The sequence below is a fragment of the Papillibacter cinnamivorans DSM 12816 genome (genome assembly GCF_900176335.1).
Lineage (GTDB): Bacteria > Bacillota > Clostridia > Oscillospirales > Oscillospiraceae > Papillibacter > Papillibacter cinnamivorans.
Genome location: NZ_FWXW01000003.1, coordinates 216,798 through 238,383, shown reverse-complemented (window position 1 = coordinate 238,383; position 21,586 = coordinate 216,798). Strand labels below are relative to the sequence as shown.

The 21,586-nt window shown below is 59.3% G+C and carries 18 protein-coding genes; 15 read left to right on the top strand and 3 right to left on the bottom strand.

Features of this window, described 5'->3' with window-relative positions; all coding sequences use genetic code 11:
- Nucleotides 1-75: 75 nt before the first annotated feature.
- Nucleotides 76-1,182, bottom strand: coding sequence for a THUMP domain-containing class I SAM-dependent RNA methyltransferase (locus B9A13_RS05975; protein WP_084234168.1), 1,107 nt, complete (start codon nucleotides 1,180-1,182; stop codon nucleotides 76-78).
- Nucleotides 1,183-1,495: 313 nt separating this feature from the next.
- Here B9A13_RS05975 and B9A13_RS05970 point away from each other — a divergent pair, with 313 nt between their 5' ends.
- On the top strand, nucleotides 1,496-1,942 hold the full coding sequence (locus tag B9A13_RS05970; RefSeq protein ID WP_084234167.1) for an NfeD family protein: 447 nt from the start codon (nucleotides 1,496-1,498) through the stop codon (nucleotides 1,940-1,942).
- Nucleotides 1,943-1,993: 51 nt separating this feature from the next.
- Entirely contained in the window at nucleotides 1,994-2,950 is a 957-nt protein-coding gene (locus B9A13_RS05965; protein WP_084234166.1) for an SPFH domain-containing protein, read from the top strand.
- 323 nt (nucleotides 2,951-3,273) lie between these two features.
- Here the strand turns inward: B9A13_RS05965 and B9A13_RS05960 are convergent, their stop codons facing one another.
- Nucleotides 3,274-4,056 (bottom strand): hypothetical protein, encoded by a 783-nt coding sequence (locus tag B9A13_RS05960; protein ID WP_084234164.1) that lies wholly within the window; start codon nucleotides 4,054-4,056, stop codon nucleotides 3,274-3,276.
- Nucleotides 4,057-4,373: 317 nt separating this feature from the next.
- The gene (locus B9A13_RS05955) at nucleotides 4,374-5,744 is read right to left on the bottom strand and encodes a citrate/2-methylcitrate synthase (RefSeq protein WP_084234162.1); all 1,371 of its coding nucleotides are present in this window, start codon (nucleotides 5,742-5,744) and stop codon (nucleotides 4,374-4,376) included.
- A gap of 329 nt (nucleotides 5,745-6,073) precedes the next feature.
- Here B9A13_RS05955 and spoIID point away from each other — a divergent pair, with 329 nt between their 5' ends.
- The 13 genes from spoIID to mutL all read left to right on the top strand — a co-directional run bounded on the left by spoIID (nucleotide 6,074) and on the right by mutL (nucleotide 21,567).
- Complete coding sequence (gene spoIID / locus B9A13_RS05950; RefSeq protein WP_084234161.1) at nucleotides 6,074-7,084, top strand: stage II sporulation protein D; 1,011 nt, start codon at nucleotides 6,074-6,076, stop codon at nucleotides 7,082-7,084.
- Nucleotides 7,085-7,211: 127 nt separating this feature from the next.
- A complete protein-coding gene (locus tag B9A13_RS05945) occupies nucleotides 7,212-8,381 on the top strand; it encodes an NAD(P)-dependent malic enzyme (RefSeq protein WP_084234159.1) in 1,170 nt (389 codons plus the stop codon).
- A gap of 122 nt (nucleotides 8,382-8,503) precedes the next feature.
- Entirely contained in the window at nucleotides 8,504-9,040 is a 537-nt protein-coding gene (locus tag B9A13_RS05940) for a DUF4342 domain-containing protein (RefSeq protein ID WP_084234157.1), read from the top strand.
- Between the two features lie 82 nt (nucleotides 9,041-9,122).
- Nucleotides 9,123-9,800 carry a response regulator transcription factor gene (locus tag B9A13_RS05935; protein ID WP_084234156.1) on the top strand — a complete coding sequence of 226 codons (678 nt, stop codon included), beginning with the start codon at nucleotides 9,123-9,125 and terminating at the stop codon, nucleotides 9,798-9,800.
- A gap of 3 nt (nucleotides 9,801-9,803) precedes the next feature.
- Nucleotides 9,804-11,288, top strand: a complete 1,485-nt coding sequence (locus tag B9A13_RS05930; protein WP_084234154.1) for a sensor histidine kinase — start codon at nucleotides 9,804-9,806, stop codon at nucleotides 11,286-11,288.
- Between the two features lie 118 nt (nucleotides 11,289-11,406).
- The gene (locus B9A13_RS05925; RefSeq protein WP_084234388.1) at nucleotides 11,407-12,573 is read left to right on the top strand and encodes a cation diffusion facilitator family transporter; all 1,167 of its coding nucleotides are present in this window, start codon (nucleotides 11,407-11,409) and stop codon (nucleotides 12,571-12,573) included.
- A gap of 60 nt (nucleotides 12,574-12,633) precedes the next feature.
- Nucleotides 12,634-12,822: a transposase gene (locus B9A13_RS05920; protein ID WP_084234153.1), complete on the top strand. Its 189-nt coding sequence runs from the start codon at nucleotides 12,634-12,636 to the stop codon at nucleotides 12,820-12,822.
- A 35-nt stretch (nucleotides 12,823-12,857) separates the two neighbouring features.
- Nucleotides 12,858-13,109, top strand: a complete 252-nt coding sequence (locus B9A13_RS05915) for a CPF_0552 family protein (RefSeq protein ID WP_084234151.1) — start codon at nucleotides 12,858-12,860, stop codon at nucleotides 13,107-13,109.
- Between the two features lie 177 nt (nucleotides 13,110-13,286).
- Entirely contained in the window at nucleotides 13,287-14,495 is a 1,209-nt protein-coding gene (locus tag B9A13_RS05910; RefSeq protein ID WP_084234150.1) for an FprA family A-type flavoprotein, read from the top strand.
- Between the two features lie 233 nt (nucleotides 14,496-14,728).
- Nucleotides 14,729-16,147 (top strand): tRNA (N6-isopentenyl adenosine(37)-C2)-methylthiotransferase MiaB, encoded by a 1,419-nt coding sequence (gene miaB / locus B9A13_RS05905; protein WP_242942796.1) that lies wholly within the window; start codon nucleotides 14,729-14,731, stop codon nucleotides 16,145-16,147.
- Nucleotides 16,147-18,762: a DNA mismatch repair protein MutS gene (gene mutS, locus B9A13_RS05900; protein ID WP_423241261.1), complete on the top strand. Its 2,616-nt coding sequence runs from the start codon at nucleotides 16,147-16,149 to the stop codon at nucleotides 18,760-18,762. Before miaB ends, mutS begins: the two co-directional genes overlap by 1 nt.
- Nucleotides 18,763-18,898: 136 nt before the next feature.
- A complete protein-coding gene (locus B9A13_RS05895; RefSeq protein ID WP_084234149.1) occupies nucleotides 18,899-19,609 on the top strand; it encodes a CPBP family intramembrane glutamic endopeptidase in 711 nt (236 codons plus the stop codon).
- A 35-nt stretch (nucleotides 19,610-19,644) separates the two neighbouring features.
- Nucleotides 19,645-21,567, top strand: coding sequence for a DNA mismatch repair endonuclease MutL (gene mutL, locus B9A13_RS05890; RefSeq protein WP_084234147.1), 1,923 nt, complete (start codon nucleotides 19,645-19,647; stop codon nucleotides 21,565-21,567).
- The last annotated feature ends 19 nt before the right edge of the window (nucleotides 21,568-21,586 follow it).

Genomic DNA, 21,586 nt, shown 5'->3' with positions numbered 1-21,586 from the left:
GGTCCAAACTCAATTTTAGCGCCCTGCGGTGCGGAAAACAGGCCGATTTTATATTGGGTTTATCGCATATCAGTATCAGATTCCGAACATAAAGAGGTTGCACTGAATCATACCGTTGTATAGCTTCCGCTTTTTGTCCGCCCTGCGGCCGAAAGCCTGTTCAAAGTGCTCCTGAGAGGAGAGGAGATAGAGCTTCCACCGGAGCAGCCCCAGGGCCGCTTTTCCGAAAGCCCGGTAAAGCATCTCCGCCGCCTCCTTGTCCATCATGCGCTCCCCGTACGGCGGATTGCTGATGATTATGCCACCCGGCTCGGCCCTCGTGAACTTAGCGGCGTCCGAAACCTCGAATCGGATGAGCTTGTCCACCCCGGCCTTGCGCGCGTTGTCCCTTGCGATTCGAACGGCGTCCGGGTCGATATCTCCGCCCCAGATGTCGTAAGTCCCCGAATATTCCAGGCTTTTCGCCTCCTGGGCGGCCTGTTGCCAGACGTCGCCGGGCACCAGTCCCCATTTTTGGGAGGAAAACGAGCGGGTGAGGCCCGGAGCCCGGTTGATTGCCGCTAAAGCCGCCTCGATTGCGATGGTGCCGGACCCGCAGAAGGGATCGCAGAAGGGCTCTTTGCCCCGATAGCGGGAAATGTTCACCATGCCTGCCGCCAGGGTTTCCCGCAAAGGCGCAGCCACGCCCACGGCCCGGTATCCCCGCTTGTGAAGCCCGGCTCCCGTGGTGTCGATGTAAAGCGAGGCCTCGTCCTTCATGATGGAAAACTGGATCTGGTATATTTCGCCGGTTTCCTGGAACCAGGCGGTTTTATACCTTCCCTTAAGGCGCTCCACAGCGGCCTTTTTGATGATGCTCTGGCAGTCCGGAACGGAATGCAGCTTGGAGTTGAGGGAATATCCCTTGACGGGGAAAGCGCCGTGAATGGGGATATATTCCTCCCAGGGAAGAGCTTTTGTCCCCTCGAACAGCTCCTCGAAGGATCTGGCGGGAAAAGTGCCCATGCGGATGAGGACCCGCTCTCCGGTGCGCAGGCGGAGGTTGACCCTGGCAATATCCCGGGCCTCCCCGGAAAAGTGCACCCGTCCGTTTTCCGCCCTTACGTTGGAAAGGCCCATCCGCTTTAATTCGTCCGCCGCCGGTGCTTCCAGCCCGAACAGGCAGGGAACGGTAAATTCCATTTTGAATACTCCTTTTAACTGCGTAAGACGGCTCCCCGGTAAATTCCTTACGTAAATTTTACCCTCCGCCGCCTCCCAAACAATGGATAGCGCTTTGAAAAATGATATGATATAATAACTACATGGTAGTTTGCGGCTATTATATAGCGTATAGTCATTTCGTTATGAAAAAAGCTTTGTTTTATATCGTCCCCGCCTTGCGCGGCTGCGAACAAAGCGCGATACGATAATCGCCGCCGATTCATGGAATACTAGCGTATGCCGCCTCCCGCGGCGGGCGCCCGCCCGGCGCCACAGAAAGGAATGATTTGATTTGACGGGATTCTGGCTGATTGGCATCATTGTGTTTGCCGTTATAGAGGGATTGACCGTGGGTCTGACCTCCATCTGGTTTGCCATCGGCTCCGTGGCGGCTATGATTGCCGCCGCCCTGGGAGCGGGCCTTCCGCTGCAGGTCGTCCTGTTTTTCGCGGTTTCCGCCGTCACCCTTTTGTTTACCAGGCCGCTGGCCAAAAAATATCTGTCCCCGAAAAAGACTCGCACCAATGCCGACAGGGTCATCGGGAAAACGGGGATTGTCACCGAGACCATCGACAACCTCAAAGCCACCGGGATGGTGTCCATCGGCGGCGTTCTGTGGACGGCGCGTTCCGAGGGGGACGAAATATTCCCTGTGGATACAAGGGTGAACGTGACCAGGATCGAGGGAGTCAAAGTATTTGTAATCAGGGCCGCTGCCCCGGTGGAAGCGGGAGTATAGCCCGGATATGCCTCGGGCGCCTGTGCCCGGCAACAATAAAGGAGGTAAGTTATGTTTTTTCCCGGAACCTTTTTCAGCGCGGTAGGTAGCATTGCCGGATGGATCATTCTCATCGTCGTGGTGCTCGTGATTGTGGTGAAGAACGTATTCATCGTGCAGCAGTCCAAGGCCTTTGTAATGGAGCGCCTGGGTGCGTTTTCCACCGTGTGGGAAGTGGGGCTCCACTTCAAGATCCCCTTCATCGAGCGGGTGGCAAAGGTGGTATCCCTGAAGGAGCAGGTCATCGACTTCCCGCCCCAGCCCGTGATCACCGAGGACAACGTCACCATGCAGATCGACACGGTCCTGTATTTTCAGATCACCGACCCGAAGCTGTATACCTACGGCGTGGAGCATCCGCTTTCCGCCATCGAGAATCTTTCCGCCACCACCCTGCGTAACATCATCGGCGACCTGGAGCTGGACCAGACCCTTACCTCCCGGGACATCATCAATACCCAGATGAGGACCATCCTGGACGAGGCGACGGACCCCTGGGGGATCAAGGTAAACCGTGTCGAGCTCAAAAACATCATCCCGCCGCGTGAGATCCAGGATTCCATGGAGAAGCAGATGAAGGCCGAACGGGAGCGCCGCCAGTCCATTCTTCAGGCGGAAGGCACGAAGGCCTCTCAGATCCTGGTGGCGGAGGGCGATCAGCAGGCCGCCATCCTGCGGGCAAACGCCGCAAAGCAGGCGAGAATTTTGGAGGCGGAAGGCGAAGCCGAGGCAATCCTGAAGGTCCAGAAGGCCCTGGCCGATTCCCTGAAGCTGCTCAACGAATCCAACCCCAACGATCAGGTGGTTAAAATCAAGTCGCTGGAGGCTTTTGCCGCAGCGGCCAACGGAAAGGCGACCAAGATTATTATTCCCTCGGAAATCCAGGGGCTCGCGGGCCTCGCCGCCGGCGTCAAAGCCCTCATCGAACCGGATGTTAAAGCGGAGCCGCCCAAACCGCCCAAAGCCTAATAACAGAAAAAGGGAGCCGTCTTCGCTGTGCGGGACGGCTCTTTATTTCTCCAAAAACTTTTCGTACTTTTCGCCGCTGGCGAAAAGCTTTTTCAGATTTTGTGTTGCGTTCCGTGACCAAAATCTGAAAAAGATGAAATCCAGGTGCCTTGCGGGAATTCACTTTCCGCAAGGCACACTTTGCGCGTTTTCTCAAAAACGCGATCCTTCTCCCGTTGCTCCGCCGAATGGCAAAGCCTTTCGGCGGTTGAAAGAGCCGTCTTCGCTGTGCGGGACGGCTCTTTACTTTTATATTGTGCAGATGAGATTTCGAATTTGCGTTTTCAGGGCTGTCCGGACTTGAACCGAATGTTCTTCATCAGGATAAAAGCGTTGGCCGCTTCGTACAGCGCGATTCCGGCAAAAGCCGCGGTTTTTCCAAGGCTGTGGGCGTCCGCGATTGTCACGATGGAAAAATAAACGCCCAGCATGGCCGTGAAGGAGACCCTGTGTACCTTCGGTTTTCCGAAGGCAAATCCGGCCATGAAGTAAAGTGTCAGAACAAACAGGATAATGGCCAGTAGCTCGTAGATATAATCCAGAATCACGGGGTCAGCCGCCCGGTCCCGGTAGGATAGGATCAGCCAGAAGCAGGAAAAGAAGACGGGAACCAGCGTTTCAAGGCCGAATGCCTCCCTCTGCCCGCCCCGAAAGCTGCTCTGAATGGTGAACAGCATGGAAATGCCCGCCCAGATGATAAGTCCGGCAAGTAAAAGGTGGGAGACGAGATGGGGAACATCCCGCGCAAAAGCCACGACTTCGGACGCGCCGTAAAAAAGCAGCAGGAAGCAGGAGGCGACCAGGACCGCGGCAAGGGCGGGCCCGTCGATGCGGAAGGCTTCCCGGTATCCGCCCTTAATAGGCAGGATGCGCATTTTCAGTGTGAAAAGCAGCAGTACGGCCGCCGCTGCCATAGAGAGCAGGATCATGGCGGCCGAAAGGGGATGACCGGGCACGGCGAGGCCGGTGTCCGGTTCAAAAGCCCGCAGAAGCTCAAAATGCCGGAGTATGGCGCCTGCGATGCCCGCGGCGATTGGAAAAACGGGCAGCAGCTGATAGTTCCTCATGCTAGTCCTCTTTTCTTTGCGAGGTTGAATGTAACGGTGAAATAACAGCATCGCCGCCGGTTTCGCCTTGAGGTGCGAGGCGGACGCGCCGTCAAGCCCGGTGTAATGGACGCTTTGCGGCTGTTATGCCACAAACGCGGAGCGTATCGTGGTATATGGCATCGTTTGCGGTTCCGTCCGAAGGGCGGGAGCAAACCGCGCCGTCAAGCCCGGTATAATAGACGCTTTGCGGCTATTATACCACAATTGAAAACCAACAAACAATGTATTTTAAAACCCCCCGCATATTTTATGCGGGGGGTTCTTTCATACTGAAGCTATATTCTTCTGTCCATGGGCACGAAAGGCCGGGTGGGAGCCACCGCCTTGTAGGCGGGCCGCATGATTCGGTTGCCCGGATTGTGGATTTCCTCGATCCTGTGGGCGCACCAGCCGACGATTCTCGCGATGGCAAACAGGGGCGTGTATAAATCCATGGGGATATTCATCATTTTATAGACAAGTCCCGAATACATATCAATATTGGCACACATGGTTTTGGTCTCGCCCTTCACGGACAGGAATACCTCCGGGGAGAGCCTCTCCACCGTTTCAAAGAGATCGAACTCCTCGCTCATTCCTTTTTTTGCCGCCAGCGACCGGGCAAACCGCTTGAGGATCACGGCCCGTGGATCCGACAGCGTGTAAATGGCGTGTCCCATGCCGTAAATCAGCCCGCTTCCGTCTCCCAGCCGGCCGTTTATGATCTCCTCAAGGCAGGCCTTGATCTCGTCGTCGTCCTTCCAGTCCCGCACCGTTTCCTCGATGCAGCCGAACATTTCCATCACCTTTTTGTTGGCGCCGCCGTGCCTGGGCCCTTTCAGGGAGCCGACGGCCGCCGCGATGGAGGAATAGGTGTCCGTTCCCGAGGAGGAAAGGACGCGGCAGGCAAATGCGGAGTTGTTGCCGCCGCCGTGCTCTGCGTGGAGCACCAGGCACAGGTCCAGAAGCCGAGCCTCATCCTCTGTGAAGGCGTTGTCCCGGCGTACGGAATACAGGAAGTTTTCCGCCGAGGACATATCCTCCTGGGGCCGGTGCAGGTACAGGCTCTGATTGTCGTAGTAATGCCTCTTGACGGCGTAGGCGTGGGCCACGATGGTGGGCACCCGGGCGATGAGCTCCAGAGACTGCCGCAGTAGATTTTCCAAAGATCCGTCCTCCGGGCGCGGGTCGTAGGAATATAAAGCCAGAACGGACCGCGCCAGCTTATTCATGACATCCGGGCTCGGCGCCTTGATGATCATGTCCTCGGTGAAAGAAGCCGGCAGGGTGCGGCACTGGGCGATGAGGCGGGTGAACTGCTCCAGCTGGGAGCGGTTGGGAAGGGCGCCGAAAAGCAGCAGGTACGCGGTCTCCTCGAACCCGAACCGCTTTTCCGAGACAAATCCGTCGATGAGGTCCTCCACGTTGATGCCCCGGTAGATGAGACGGCCCTCTCTGGGGACGCGCTCTCCATCCTGCACCACGTAGCCCTGGACGTTGCCGATCTGAGTCAGACCCGCCATGACGCCCGTGCCGTCCGCGTTTCGCAGCCCGCGTTTGACGTCGAATTTATCATAATAGGTTGGATCGATGTAATTGTGCTTGCAGAACTCATCGCAAAGGCTTCCGATGAACGCATCGGAATTCAGCAGAAGGTCGTCTTGCATGATCCGCAGCCTCCTCCCAGATCAGATTTTCCCTATTATATTCTCTTCCCTCCGGCGAGTCAATCTAAATCCTTTGAAAAATCAAAGGTTTTAGTTTATTTTATTAATCTTTGAAGAGACGTTTCAGTAAATATGAACAGTGAGGGGAAGGAAAAACTTTGCTTTTTATTGCAACATTTCGGGACGAATCCTGCATTATGCCTCGTGATAAAAAATAGTGCGATAGCTGAATCGGACGGTGCCGCGAAGCCCGAAAACATGTTCTTCCCGTTTGATGGGAAACAGAAAAGAGTATCCGGGCCGGCGCCGCGCGTCATAGGGAGAACACCATGAAACAGACCTTTGTGATTTCCGTGCTGCTGCTGCTTTTTACCTTTTCCATGCCTCTCATTTCGGTGTCGGGCCTGCCGGCTTCGCCCGCCGTTTCGCCGGGGGTATCCTTTTTATCCGCGCCGTCCCCGCGGATAACGTATTCGTCCGCAAAGACCGTCGACGCGGGCATCGCGGTGCGGGTGTTGGAGGAGGGCAGCGTAACCGTCATGCCCATGGACCAATATCTGAGGGGCGTCCTGGCGGCGGAAATGCCCGCCTCCTTTGAGCCGGAGGCCCTGAAGGCTCAGGCGGTGGCAGCCAGGACCTATACTCTTTACCGGATTCAAAACGGCTGCTCCGCCCACCCCGAGGCGGACGTGTGCACCGACTCCCTCTGCTGCGCCGCGTATATCGGCGAGGCGGCGGCAGCGGCGGCCTGGGGAGAAAACGCCTCGGCGTACTGGGAAAAAATCACGGAAGCGGTGGCGGAAACCGACGGCATGGTGGCGCTTTACAACGGGACCCTCATCGACACGGTGTTCCACTCCTCCTCCGCAGGCCGTACGGAGGCGGCCGTGAACGTCTGGGGAAAGGATCTGCCCTATCTCCAGAGCGTGGAATCCCCGGAAACCGACGCCACGGTCCCCAATTATTACAGCAGGGTGGAAGTTTCCGTTTCCCGGTTCAAGGAAGCCTTTTTGGCCGAATATCCAAACGCTGATCTCTCCGCTTCCCTCTCCGGCTGGTTTAAAAACGAGACCCGCTCGGAAGCGGGGTATGTGATTTCCCTGGACATCGGCGGCGTCACGGTTTCCGGCCCGGCTGTCCGCTCTCTGTTTTCCCTGCGCTCGGCAGACTTTCGGGTGGATACGGAAGACGGCTCGGTGGTCTTCTTTGTCACGGGGTACGGGCATGGTGTCGGCATGAGCCAGTACGGAGCTAACGTACTGGCCTCCCAGGGGAAAAACTATGTGGAAATCCTGGAATGGTACTACACGGGCGTCAGTGTGGAGCGCTGGCAGGGCTGAACTGCCGAAAATATCTTTTCAAGTCTCTTCCGGACCCCTGCACTTGCCTGTTTTCAAAACAGGCGAAGTGGTATATAATGACTACACGCTGCAGAAATACTACGGATAGGAATGGGAGGCCCCCCGAATGGACTATGCAAAGGAATCGCTGAAACTGCATTACGAGTGGCGCGGAAAACTGGACATCGTTCCCAAGATGCCGGTGACAAACAAGGAAGAGCTGTCGCTGGCCTATACCCCGGGAGTTGCCCAGCCCTGCCTGGAAATACAGAAGGACCCCGACAAGAGTTATGAGCTCACCGGCCGCTGGAACACGGTGGCCGTCGTTACGGACGGAACGGCCGTCCTGGGCCTGGGAGATATCGGCCCCGAGGCGGGGATGCCCGTAATGGAGGGCAAGTGCGTCCTGTTTCACGCTTTCGGCGGCGTGAACGCGGTTCCCCTCTGCATCCGGTCCAAGGATCCGGACGCCATCGTAGAGACCGTTTCTCTTCTCGCCGGAAGCTTCGGCGGTATTAACCTGGAAGACATCAGCGCGCCCCGCTGTTTTGAAATCGAGAGCCGTCTGAAGGAACGCTGCGACATCCCAATTTTTCACGACGACCAGCACGGGACGGCGGTGGTGGTGGCCGCGGCCCTTCTCAACGCTCTGAAGATTGTGGACAAGAAAATAGGAGATATCAAGGTCGTCACCCAGGGGGCGGGCGCCGCGGGCGTCGCCATCATCCGGCTCCTTACGGCCCTGGGTCTGAACCATGTGATCCTCTGCGACCGTCACGGAGCGATTTACGAGGGACGGTCCGATCTCAATCCCGCCAAGGAGGAGCTGGCCCGCTTCACGAACCGGGAAAAGAAAACCGGATCTCTGGCGGAGGTTCTCCGGGGCGCGGATGTGTTCATCGGCGTTTCCGCGCCGGACTCGGTCACCCGGGAAATGGTCCGTTCCATGGCGCCCAAGGCCATTCTGTTTCCTATGGCGAATCCCGTCCCCGAAATCATGCCGGACCTGGCCCATGACGCGGGAGCCGCCGTGGTGGGGACGGGCCGGAGCGATTTTCCCAACCAGATCAACAACGTCCTGGCTTTCCCGGGCATTTTCCGCGGCGCCCTGGATGTGCGCGCCCGGGATATCAACGACGAGATGAAGCTTGCCGCGGCCTTTGCTCTGGCCGGCCTCGTGGGGGACAAGCTGGCGCCGGGGTATATCCTGCCCGCGGCCTTCGATCCCCGTGTCTGCCCCGCCGTTTCCGAGGCGGTTGCCAAAGCCGCCAGAAAAACGGGTGTGGCGAGAATATAGGCGTGCCGCGCGGCAAACCGGTTTCTTTACCGGTTTTTAATCCGGGTTTAATCCTTCGTCAATTGGATTTGAAGATTGTTTTGTTATATTGAAAGCACCAAATACAAAGGAGGCTTTCAAGCATGGCAACCCTGGAACAGGTGGAAAAACTCAGGCAGTATGCAAACGTCAGCTTCGCGGAGGCCAAGGAGGCCCTGGAGGCATGCGGCGACAATCTTCTGGACGCGGTGGTCTATCTGGAGAAAAAGGGAAAGGTGAAGGAACCCGCGCAGGGCGGCCGGTACGACACCTCTTCTTCCGCGCAGGAGACCCAGAGCGGGCAGACCTCCGCTCCTCCGCCCCGGGAGGAGCAGCGCCGTCACTGTCATCGGGCCGACAACTTTTGGAAGACCATCGGCGATCTGCTGAAAAAGGGACTATCCAATCACTTTGAAGTGATCCGCAAGGGAGAGGTGCTCATCTCCATTCCCGTGATCGTCCTCGTTTTCCTGCTGGTCTTCACCTTCTGGATCACTCTGCCCCTTATGATCGTCGGCCTGTTTTTCGACTGCACCTATCATTTCCGCGGCCCAGATCTCGGCAAAGACTCGGTGAACCGGATCGTGGATTCCGCCTCGGAAGTGGCGGAGGATATCAAAAAGAACTTCACCAAGGAATAAAGCGGCATAAGTCCTCAACTTACAGCAAAACGCGCTGCGGTCCGGCTGGAGCCGCGCCGCAGCGCCTGCGGGAGGCGGGAATGTGGCGGACAGGATTCTTCTCATAGAGGACGAGGAAAACCTGGCCCGGTTTATCGAGCTGGAACTGCGGTACGAGGGATACGAAGTCATAAAAGCCCACGAGGGAAGAAGAGGTCTGGAGCTGGCCGAGGCAGGGGAGTACGATCTCCTGCTTCTGGACATCATGCTGCCGGGCCTTTCCGGCATGGAGATCCTCCGCCGCGTGCGCCGCCTGTCCGACGTTCCTGTGATCATGCTCACCGCCAGGGACAGCGTGATGGATAAGGTGGCGGGCCTGGACAGCGGGGCCGACGACTATATTGCAAAGCCCTTTGCCATCGAGGAGCTTCTTGCCCGGATCCGCGTCGCTCTCCGCAAGCGGCAGGCAGCCCGGGAGGACCCGGTCCTTTCCGCCGGCCCTCTCACCCTGTGCCCCTCCCGGCATGAGGTCCGGGTAAACGGGACCCAGGTGGAGCTCACCAAGCGGGAATTTGACCTGCTGCAGTATTTTCTGGAGAACAAAGGCCGGGTGATCACCCGGGAGTCGCTCCTGGACAAAGTCTGGGGCTTTGATTTTGCGGGGGAGACCAACGCGGTGGACGTCTACGTGCGCTTCCTCCGCTCCAAGCTGGACGAGGCCTTCGGCATCAAGCTGATTCACACCGTGCGGGGCCTCGGATATATGATTAAGGATGAATGAACCATGGACCGCTCTCAAAGCGAAACGGGCAGGCGATTTTCCGACAGGATGCGGCAGTCCATCGTTTTAAGCCTGAATACCCGGCTCTTTTTCCGGTATCTGGGCGTGTTTATTTCGATGGACGTGCTCCTTTGCGCCCTTTTTGCGGGGGGGCTTTTATTTTATGCCGAGTCGGTGTCCGCAAAATACGTCCTGGCGGCGGAAGCCGCCGGCGCGCCGGGCGGCGGGGAACTAGCCTTTACGGAGGCCGCCGGTTTCCGGCTGGCCTCTCCGGACGCGGACCTGAAGGGATACGTTCCGCCGGAGGCTTTCCGCTTCCTTTACCCCGAAGCGACGGCGGACGCCGCCCGGAGCCTTCGCATGGGAAGCGGGGACACCTGGTGGGATTCTGTTCTGGGCAGCGAGTATGTGGTGGTTCCCTCGGGGCTGGACCCGCCTCTGGCGGTTTATTTTTCCCTGGGGGAACCCCTGCGCCTCTTCGGCTGGCTGCTGCTGATCTTTGCGATAGCCCAGGCTTTGGCGCTTTTGAGGGGCCTTGCGAGAAACGCCCGGACCATCCGGGAGGCCATCCGCCCGGTGAACGAGCTGGCCGAAGCGGCCAGGACCCTCAATGAGCGGGGTGAAATGTCCCCCGCCGAGCTTCGCCGCCTGGCCGGTACCCTTAACGCCATCAACGCCGACCACCTGGACACCCGTATCCCCGTTTCAGGCGCCCAGGAGGAGCTGAAAACCCTGGCCGCCGCCATCAACTCCCTCCTGGACCGCATCAATGAATCCTATCGGGCCCAGGCCCGCTTCGTTTCCGACGCGTCTCACGAGCTGCGCACCCCCATCTCCGTCATCCGGGGGTATGCAAATCTCCTGGACCGCTGGGGCAAAAACGATCCGGAGACCACCCAGGAGGCCATCACCGCCATCAAACACGAGTCGGAGGCCATGCAGGAGCTGGTGGAGCAGCTTCTCTTCCTCGCCCGCAGCGACAATGACACTCTGCGCCTTACTCTGTCCCCGGTGGACCTCATGGAAATCGTGGAGGAGGTATACCGGGAGACCAATCTGGTCCACACGGAGCACCGGCTGGAACGAGCGCCCGGCCCCCCCGTGGTGGTGAGCGGAGACGCGGGGCTTTTAAAGCAGGCCCTTCGGATTCTGGTAGACAACAGCATCAAGTATACGCCTCCGGGAGGAAGGATTCTCATCGGAGCGAAACGGGAAGGGAACGAGGCGGTACTCCTGGTGGAGGACGAGGGAACGGGAGTATCTCCCGAGGCGCTCCCCAGGATATTCGACCGGTTCTACCGGGCGGAGGAGTCCAGGGCCCGGAAGACGGGAGGAGCCGGACTGGGCCTTTCCATTGCCAAGCGTATCGCCGACGAACACGGGGGCAGCTTCCAGGTGCTCAGCCGGGAAAATATCGGGACCCGGATGATGCTTTTTCTGCCCCTGGCGCAGGCGGAAGACGCCCTAAAAACCGCCGGGCCGGACTGACGTGAAATACCCTTCCTGTGTGTTGGGATTGATTTTTGTACCAGTATATGGGATAATATAAAAACGCCGCATGGGCGGAGCAGCGGCCGGCGAAAACGGCCTTTCGGGAGACGAACGCATGACGGATTTTTTGATACGGTTTTTCATTCGGGACAGCGACAGGATACAGGACCCCTCCGTCCGCAAGCAGTACGGGATGCTCAGCGGGACCGTGGGAATCATTCTGAATCTTTCGCTGGCCTGCGGCAAGTTCATAGCCGGGACGGCGGTGGCCTCCATATCGGTGACGGCGGATGCCTTCAACAACCTGTCAGACGCCGCCTCCTCTTTTGTCACCCTTTTCGGCTTCCGTATGGCCGGCGCTCCCGGGGACAAGGACCATCCCTTCGGACACGGGAGGATGGAATACCTGGCGGGTCTCATCATTTCCCTTCTCGTCATGCTGGCGGGGATCGAACTGTTCCAGACTTCCGTGGGGAGGATAATTCAGCCGGTTCTCGTGGAGTTTAAGCCTCTGGTGGGCATTGTCCTTGCCGCTTCCGTGTGCATCAAGCTCTGGATGTACCTGTTTAACCGCCGCCTTGCGGTAAAAATCGGTTCCACCGCCATGCGCGCCACCAGCCGCGACAGCCTCAGCGACTGTGCGGCCACCAGCGTGGTCCTCGTGGGAATGTTTCTGGGCAGCCGGTACGGCCTTCGTCTGGACGGATACCTGGGCGCCGTGGTGGCATGTTTTATCTTCTATACCGGCTTTTCGTCGGCGAAGGAAACCCTCAGTCCCATTCTGGGCGAGGTGCCGGACCCGGAACTGGTGGACGAGGTCACGAAGATCGTCCTGTCTCATCGTGAAATCGTGGGGATCCACGACCTGATCATCCATAACTATGGTCCCGGCCGGATCATGATTTCCCTTCACGCCGAAGTTCCCAGGGACGCGAATCTTCTTTCGATGCACGAAGTGGTGGACCTCGCCGAACGGGAGCTGCGGAAACGCTTCGACTGCGACGCTGTCATCCATCTGGACCCCATCGTGACCCGGGACGAGGCCGTTCTGGAACTGCGGCAGGAGGTAGTTTCTCTGGTGGAGCAGATAAACCCGGTTTTCACCATTCACGATTTTCGCGTGGTCCGGCGCTCGGATCAGACGAATCTCATCTTTGACGTTATCGTGCCCTATTCCTGCCCGCTTGCCGACCGGCAGATCAAAGAGAAGATTCAGGCCGCCGTAAAGGCCCTGGGTTCGGAATATGCAGCCGTGGTGAGGATCGACAAGGCAGACATCTAACGGCTTGCCGAGTGTATATTAAAAGCCGGATTGCGGATAGATAAGAGGAAGTGATTTGCTGTGCAGGATACGGAAAAAGGCAGCGCCCCTTCCGGGGAGGACATGCCCGTATGCCCTGCCTGCGGTTCCCGGAAGGTCCGCAGGATCGCCTTTACGGAAAAGCTGGGTCTGGCTTTCCTCAAAGGGGAACGGGCGTTTTTGGAAATGCGCAATACGTTCCGCTGCAGTGACTGCGGCAAGGAATGGTAAAAAGAATGGATAACAAAAGACGGAGGTAGATAATTATGTCAAAGATCATCATGGGAGTAAAACTCAAAGAGCGCATGAAGAACGCATCGGAGTTTCAGGCGCTGCTGTCCCGTTACGGATGCAGCATTTCCACCCGCCTGGGACTTCACTCGACAGGCGCGGACGCCTGCAGCCCGGACGGCCTCATTATCCTGGAATTTTTAAACGGTGCCCAGAGTGAGGCCGCGGCCTTTGAAAAAGAGGCGCTGGCCCTGGGCGAGGTGGAAATTCAGAAGATGGTGTTTTGATTTTTCCGTGTAAAAGCGGAGATTAGGGGGCCGGCGTGCGCGCCGGCCCCCTAATCTCCGCTCAGCCGCCCGGATCTCTCTTATCCGCAGATTCCCAGACTTGTACTTCCGATATATTCCATGGTACAATTGTACTTACGATTGCGGAATCAAGCAATAAAATAGGAGGCATGAACAGTGTATTGCGTTCAGGAAATTGCGCCCCGGGTGTTCTGGGTCGGCGGGAGCGACCGCCGGCTGGAGCGGTTTGAGAATATGTTTCCCCTGCCCGGCGGGGTGTCGTATAATGCCTATCTGATTCTGGATGAGAAAACCGCTCTCTTCGACACCGTGGACTCTTCCGTAGCGGACCTCTATCTGGAGAACGTTGCCCATGTGCTGGACGGAAGGAAACTGGATTATCTGGTGATCAGCCACATGGAGCCCGACCACAGTGCGGTGATCGCGGAAATCCTGCGCCGGTATCCGGAGGTGCAGGTGGTGGGCAATCAGAAGACTTTTCAGCTTTTGGGCCAGTTTTTCACCCCCGAACTGGGCAAAAACCGCCTGGTAGTCCAGGAGAACCAGGAACTGAGCCTGGGGGAGAGCCTTCTTCGCTTTACCTTCGCCCCTATGGTACACTGGCCCGAGGTGATCTTCACCTGGGAGGCAACCCGGGGAATCCTCTTCTCGGCGGACGCCTTCGGCTCCTTCGGCGCCCTGGCGGGGAACCTTTTCGCCGATGAGGTGGATATAACCGACGGGTATTTGGACGAGGCCAGGCGCTACTATGCCAATATCGTGGGACGCTACGGGGTTCAGGTCCAGTCGGCCATGAAAAAGCTCGCCGGCCGGGACATCCGCATGATCTGCCCCCTCCATGGGCTTCTCTGGAGGAAGGATCTCCCGTGTATTCTGGAAAAGTACGATCTCTGGAGCCGGTACGAGCCGGAAAAGAAGGGCGTTGCCCTGTTTTACGGCTCCATGTACGGCAATACGGAAAACGCCGCATCCGTTCTCTGCAATAAGCTGGCTCAGCGGGGCGTTACGGACATGCGGATGTACGACGTTTCCAAGACCCACCCGTCTTATCTCATATCCGACGCCTGGAAATACAGCCATTTGGTTTTTGCCTCTCCCACCTATAACCTGCACCTGTATTTCCCTATGGAGACCCTTCTCCAGGATATGGGCGTTCTGGGCCTGAAAAACCGGAAGGTCGCCGTCCTCGGCTGCCATTCCTGGGCCAGTGCCGCCGCCAAACGGATGGAGGAGCTCCTGTCTGCCATGAAGGAAATGGAGCTGCTGACGCCGCCCATGGATATCCGCTCCTCCCTGAAGCCGGAGGGAGAGGCGGATATGGACGCTCTGGCGGACGCCATAGCGGCGTCCTTGTCCGGGAAATGAGGGCATGATTCCCTGAAAAAGCGAAAAACAGCGCCGCATACTGCCCCGATGTCGCGGCCTGTAGCGAACGCGCCGGCGGATGCCCCGGACCGTAACGGAACCGGGGCATCCCTTATATTGCCGGCCGGGCGCGGGGCAGTGGCGCGCAGGGCGGGTTTTCCTTGAATAATCCGGGGGAAAATGTTAAACTGATAGGCATAAAGCGGATTAAATCAGGACTCGGAGGCAAATGGGTGAACGGAAAACAAGTGCTCATCCCCGAAAGTGAAATGCAGCGCCAGCGCGATCTGGAGTCGGAGCTCCGCCTTCGGTTTGAATCGGAAGGGAAGCGCCCTCTTGCCTTTGTGGACACTTACGGCTGCCAGCAGAACGAGGCCGACAGCGAGCACCTTCGCGGGATGCTCTCCCGGATGGGATACGGCGAGGCCTCCGGCCCGGAAGAGGCGGACGTCATCGTCATCAACACCTGCGCCATCCGGGAGCACGCCGAGCAGCGGGTTTTCGGCAACGTGGGAGCCCTGGTCCATTCCAAGAGGGTGAAACCCGATCAGATCATCGCCCTTTGCGGGTGCATGATGCAGCGGGGAGAGACCGCCGAGAGGATCCGCCGCTCCTTCCGCCATGTGGACCTGGTTTTCGGCACCCACGCCCTCTGGCGCTTCCCCGAACTTCTGTACCGTGTCATTGGGCAGCGGGAGCGTGTATTTGAAATCCCGGAGTCCGACGGCAGCATTGCCGAGGGACTCCCGGTTCTCCGCTCCGGCGGCAGTAAGGCCTGGGTCTCCATCATGTACGGGTGCAACAATTTCTGTTCCTACTGCGTGGTCCCTTATGTCCGGGGCCGGGAGCGCAGCCGGGAGCTCCCCTGCGTGCTGGAGGAGATCCGGGGCCTTGTGGATTCCGGATATAAGGACATCACCCTTCTGGGCCAGAACGTCAATTCCTACGGGCGCGACCTGGGCCGGGAGGATTTCTCGGAGCTTCTGCGCCTTGCGGGGGAAATCCCCGGGGATTTCTGGCTCCGCTTTATGACGAGCCATCCCAAGGACGCTTCTCCCCGCCTTTTTGAGACCATGGCGGGAAGCCCCAGGGTGGAAAAGCACCTGCATCTGCCCTTCCAGTCGGGCAGCAGCCGGGTCCTTTCCGCCATGAACCGGGGATACACGAGAGAACACTATTTAAGCCTCATAGAAGAAGCAAAGCGCGCCATGCCGGATCTGGTCCTCACCAGCGACGTGATCGTGGGTTTCCCCGGGGAGACGGAGGCGGAATTTGAGGAAACCCTGGACCTGGTGCGCGAAGTCCGGTACGACGCGCTTTTTACCTTTCTTTTTTCTCCCCGTCCGGGAACCCCGGCCTCGCGCCTGCCGGACCCCGTGCCCAAAGAAGAAAAACAGCGGCGCTTTGCGTCTTTGGTGGACCTCCAGAATGAAATTTCCGCGGAAAAGCACGCGGCCTACGTGGGAAAACGTGTCCGCGTTCTGGTGGACGGGCTCAGCCGGGACGAACGCTTTGATCTCACCGCCCGTACAAACGGCGGGCGCCTGGTGCATCTCCGGGGGGACGAGTCCCGGCTCGGCACCTTCGCGGAAGCGGAAATTACCGGCAGCTCCACCTGGTCGCTGTTCGGAACCATATCGGAAGGCGGGTGATGGCCTTGGCGGATTTGACCCCCATGATGAAGCAGTACCTGGAGATAAAGGAACAAAATCAGGACTGCATCCTGTTTTTCAGACTGGGCGACTTTTATGAGATGTTTGAGGACGACGCCCGCCTCGCCTCCAAAGAGCTGGACCTGACTCTTACCACCCGGGACCGGACCAAGGAAAACCCCGACGACCGGGTCCCCATGTGCGGCGTGCCGTACCACTCCAGCGAGGCCTATATCGCCCGCCTCATCGCCAAGGGCTACAAGGTGGCCATCTGCGAGCAGATGGAGGACCCCGCCCTGGCCAAGGGCCTGGTCTCCCGGGAGGTCATCCGGATCGTGACTCCCGGAACGGTGATCGACAGCTCCATGCTGGACGAGGGGCGCAACAATTTCATCTGCTCCGTCTGCCTGGACGCGGAAAGCTCCGGAATCTGCTTCTGCGATATCTCCACGGGGGAATTTTTCGCCTCCGGCTTTGACGGGCCGGACCGGGTTTCCCACCTGATAAACGAGCTGGGCCGGTTTGCCCCCGCCGAGGCGGTGCTGTCGGAGGAAGCCTTTGCCGAACCCGATCTTCTGACAGCGCTCAATGATAAGCTGGGCTGCCGTTGCGAATCCGGCGGCGCGGGCCGCTTTGAACCGGCGGCCGCGGAAGAGCGCATCCTCCGCCAGTTCGGCGCGGAGGCCCGCGGGACCATTCCCCGGGAAAAAGAGGCCGTCGCGCGCTCCGCGGGGGCCCTTCTGGCCTATCTCTATGAGACCCAGAAGACGGATCTTTCCCATATCAATGTTCTGAGCTACTATCAGAGCGGCCAGTACATGGAACTGGATTTGACGGCCCGGCGGAACCTGGAACTGACGGAGACCATGCGCTCCAAGGAAAAGCGGGGGAGCCTCCTCTGGGTGCTGGATCATACCCAGACCGCCATGGGAGGCCGGCTTCTCCGGAGCTGGATTGAAAAGCCCCTCCTCAGCCCCGTGGCCATCCGCCGGCGGCACCTGGCGGTGCAGGAGCTTTTAAACAGCGCGGTGCCCAGGGCGGAGCTGATTCTGGTTTTAAAGAAGATCACCGACATGGAGCGCCTCGTGAGCCGTGCGGTCTACGGCACCGCCAACGGCAGGGACCTTGTGGCCCTGTCTCTGGCCCTGTCCTATGTGCCGGATATAAAGCGCCTCATCGCGCCCTTCTCCTCCGTGGCCCTGCGGGAGATTTTCTCGAACCTGGACGAGCTTTCCGATATCCGGGCGCTCATCGACCGGGCCATTGCGGAAGAGCCTCCCTTTTCCGTGCGGGAAGGGGGCGTCATCCGGACCGGGTATGACGCGGAGGTGGACCGCCTCCGGGACGTCATGAGCGGCGGGAAAGGCTCGGTGGCAGCCATCGAGGCTTCCGAGCGGGAGAAAAGCGGGATTAAGAACCTGAAGATCGGATACAACAAGGTATTCGGCTATTACATAGAGGTCAGCAAGTCCAATTACGCCCTGGTGCCCCAGGACTATATCCGCAAGCAGACCCTGGCAAACTGCGAGCGGTATATCACCCCCGAGCTCAAGGAGATGGAGAGCACCATCCTCACCGCCCACGATAAGGTGGTGGCCTTGGAGTACGAACTGTTTACCGGGGTGCGGGAAGCGGTGGCCGGCGCGGTGCACCGGATTCAGAAAACCGCCTCCGCCGTGGCAAGGCTGGACACTTTGGCTTCCTTCGCCGAGGCGGCGGGCAAAAACGGATACGTTATGCCGGAGGTGGACGATTCCGGTCTTCTGGAGATCCGGGAGGGCCGCCATCCGGTGGTGGAAAAGGTGCTGAAGGGGAGTCTCTTTGTCCCCAACGACACGAGGATGGGTACCGAAGAAGAACGCGTGGCCATCATCACCGGCCCCAACATGGCGGGAAAATCCACCTATATGCGTCAGGTGGCCCTCATCGCCCTCATGGCCCAGATCGGCAGCTTCGTCCCCGCCAAAAGCGCGCGCCTGGGCGTGGTGGACCGGATTTTCACCCGGGTGGGAGCTTCGGACGATTTGGCCGCCGGCCAGTCCACCTTCATGGTGGAAATGACCGAGGTGGCCGATATCTTGAGGCACGCGACCGCAAAGAGCCTTTTGATCCTGGACGAGATCGGCAGGGGGACCTCCACCTTCGACGGAATGTCCATCGCCCGGGCCGTCCTGGAGTACTGCGCGGACAAAAAGCGCCTGGGGGCAAAGACCCTCTTTGCCACCCACTTCCACGAACTGACCGAAATGGAGGAGCAGCTGGCGGGGGTGAAAAATTTCAACATCGCCGTGAAAAAGCGGGGAGACGAAATCATCTTCCTCCGGAAGATCGTAAGGGGCGGCGCGGACAAGAGCTACGGCGTGGAAGTGGCCAAGCTGGCAGGTATCCCGGACCGGGTGATCGACCGCGCCAAAGAGATCCTCCTGGCCCTGGAAAACGGCGGTCCGGTAAAAGCCCGGGGAAAAAGCGCCCCCGCTGCCTCCGGCGATCAGCTGTCCATGCTGGACATGGGCGCCTCCCGGGTGGCGGACCGTCTCCGGGAGCTGGACGTCAACACCCTCACCCCCATCGAGGCCATGAATCTTCTGTTTGAGCTGAAACAGTCTTTGAACTGAGGCGGGAAGGGCGCCGCGCGTATGCGCGGCCCGCCGTGAGCGCCGCAGGGTTTTATCCGGAACAGCGGCCCGCCGCCTGGGGGGCCTGCCGGAAACCGCCGTGGGAATTGTCCCGGCGGGGAAATGGAGCAATCGCATGGAAAACAAATTTCATTCCAATCTTTCCGCCCGGGAGATCAAGCTGGGCATCGTGTTTTTCCCTATCTACATGCTGGTTCTGCCCTTTGCGGTGTCCTTTGCCTGCCTGTTTCTGGAACGGAACTGGAGCATTTCCCCCAGCGATTCCACGGTGAACCTGGTGTACTACTTTATCCTGTTCGGCTGTGTCATCCTCCTGTTCCGTAAGTTTCATCTCAAGTCCTTCGACGAGTTTTCGGACAACGTTATGGGAAGTCTGAAGGTCGTCGCCCTCGCCTTCGGCTTTTACTTTGTGGCGAACTTTCTTATGGGCCTGCTGCTCTCTCTGGTGCCGGGCGGCTTTGATAACGTGAATACCGACGCCATCGTCGCCCAGGCCCGGGAGAACGCCCGGGCCACCATGGTGATGGTTCTCTTTCTTTCCCCCTTCGTGGAGGAGACCCTGTTCCGCGGCCTGATCTTCGGCTCCATCCGGGAAAAGAACCGGATTCTGGCTTATGTGATATCCGCGCTCCTCTTCTGTATTCTCCATGTGTGGCAGTATATCTTCACCTCGGGAGACTACACCTATCTCATCGCGATTTTGCAGTATCTCCCCCCTTCTCTGGCTCTGGCCTGGTGCTATGAGAAGTCCGGGAACGTGTGGGCGGCCATCATGCTGCACATGCTGATAAACGCCTTTGCGCTGGTGGCTATTTTTGGCGCCTGACCGCCGGTTCGGCGTATGGAAAAGGAGGTTCGCCCTTGCCCAGGATTCTGCAGCTTGATTCCCATGTCGCCGACCTGATTGCCGCCGGGGAAGTGGTGGAGCGCCCGGGCTCGGTGGTGAAGGAACTGCTGGATAACGCCATAGATGCCGGAGCCTCCGCCGTGACGGTGGAGATCCGCAGCGGCGGCATGAGCTATATCCGTGTGTCGGACAACGGCTGCGGCATCCCCTCGGAGGACGTGGAGACCGCTTTTTTGAGGCACGCCACCAGCAAGATCCGGGACGAGAGCGACCTTGCCGCTATCGGGACTCTGGGCTTCCGGGGCGAAGCCCTGGCGGCCGTCGCCGCGGTCTCCCGGGTGGAGCTTCTCACCTGCTCTTCGGAGGAGGAGATGGGGACCGCCCTGTCTTTGGAGGCCGGAGTGCCGGGGGAGCGGGAGCCGGCCGGGTGCCCCCGGGGCACGACTCTTGTGGTGCGCAATCTTTTTTACAACACCCCCGCAAGGCTCAAATTCATGAAAAAGGACTCCGCCGAGGCGGCCAACGTCGCCGCCGTCGTCCAGAACGCCGCCCTGTCCCATCCGGAGGTTTCCTTTAAATTTATCCGGGACGGCAAAGAGGAAATGCTCACTCCCGGGGACGGGAAGCTGCTTTCCGCGATTTACGGCGCTCTGGGCAGGGAATTCGCCCTGGGCCTCATGGAGGTTTCCTCCTCCGGCGCAGACGCCCGGGTCTGGGGCTATGTCACGAAGCCCCTCAGCGGGCACGGGACCCGCGGATACCAGCACTTTTTCGTAAACGGCCGGTATGTGAAGTCCCGGCTTATGACGGCGGCCCTGGAGGAGGCCTACAAAAACCGCGCCATGACCGGGAAATTCCCCGGCTGCGTCCTCCATCTGCGGCTGCACCCCGGCGCGGTGGACGTGAACGTGCACCCCGCCAAGACCGAAGTCAAGTTTTTAAGCGAGCGGCGCGTTTTTGACGCCGTGTATTATGCGGTGCTCTCCGCGCTGGAGGGAGAGCTGTCTCATCCGGAGATGGCGCTGCGCGCGCAGGACGGCGCCCGCCGGACGGATACTCCGGAACATGGCGGTTTTCCTGCCGGACCCGAGGTCCGTGTGGGCCCGCCCTCCGCCGCCTCCGGATTCCAGACCTCGGTTTTTCCCGCCGACACCGAGCTGAAAGACGGGGGGCTTGCGCTGGAAAGCGGCCGCTTCCTGACGTATGGAGTCCCTTCCGCCTCTGTCCGGCTTCCGTATCGGGAAACGGACAGCAGCATAACCGCCCCCTCTGTGTCCCCGGGGAGCGTGTCCGTACAGTCCGCACTAGCGCCGGACCGGGAAGAGCGGCAGCAGCCGCATGAATCCGCTCCGCTTCCCCCGGAAAGCCCTGGCCTCTTTCGCATCCTGGGGGAGGCCCTGGAAACCTATATTGTCGTGGAGAAGCCCGGGGGCCTGCTCCTCATAGACAAGCACGCCGCTCACGAGCGTATCCTCTTCGACCGGCTGGTGAAGGAGCCTGGCTCCGTCATGGCCCAGGTCCTGCTTTCCCCCGCGGTGGTGGCCCTGCCCAAAGAGGAGTCGGCCGTCCTGCTGGAAAACCGCGGCATGCTTTCGGAATTCGGCTTTGAGGTGGAGGACTTCGGCGGCGGGAGCCTGATCGTCCGTCAGACCCCCTGGGACATCGATCCCGGCGGGATTCCCTCCGCCCTTTCGGAGCTGGCCGGCTGTATTCTGGATGCTAAAAGGGTGGATCCTAAAAGCGTCCGAGGCGAGGTGCTCAGCTCCATCGCCTGCAAAGCCGCCGTCAAGGCCGGCTCCAAAAGCAGCCCCGAGGAGATGACCGCCCTTGTGGAAGAGGTGATGGCGGGCCGGGTCCGGTACTGTCCCCACGGGCGGCCCGTGGCGATCTCCCTTTCCAGGGCCCAGCTGGAAAAACAGTTCGGGCGGATTCAATAGGAAACGCCCTGCTCCCCTT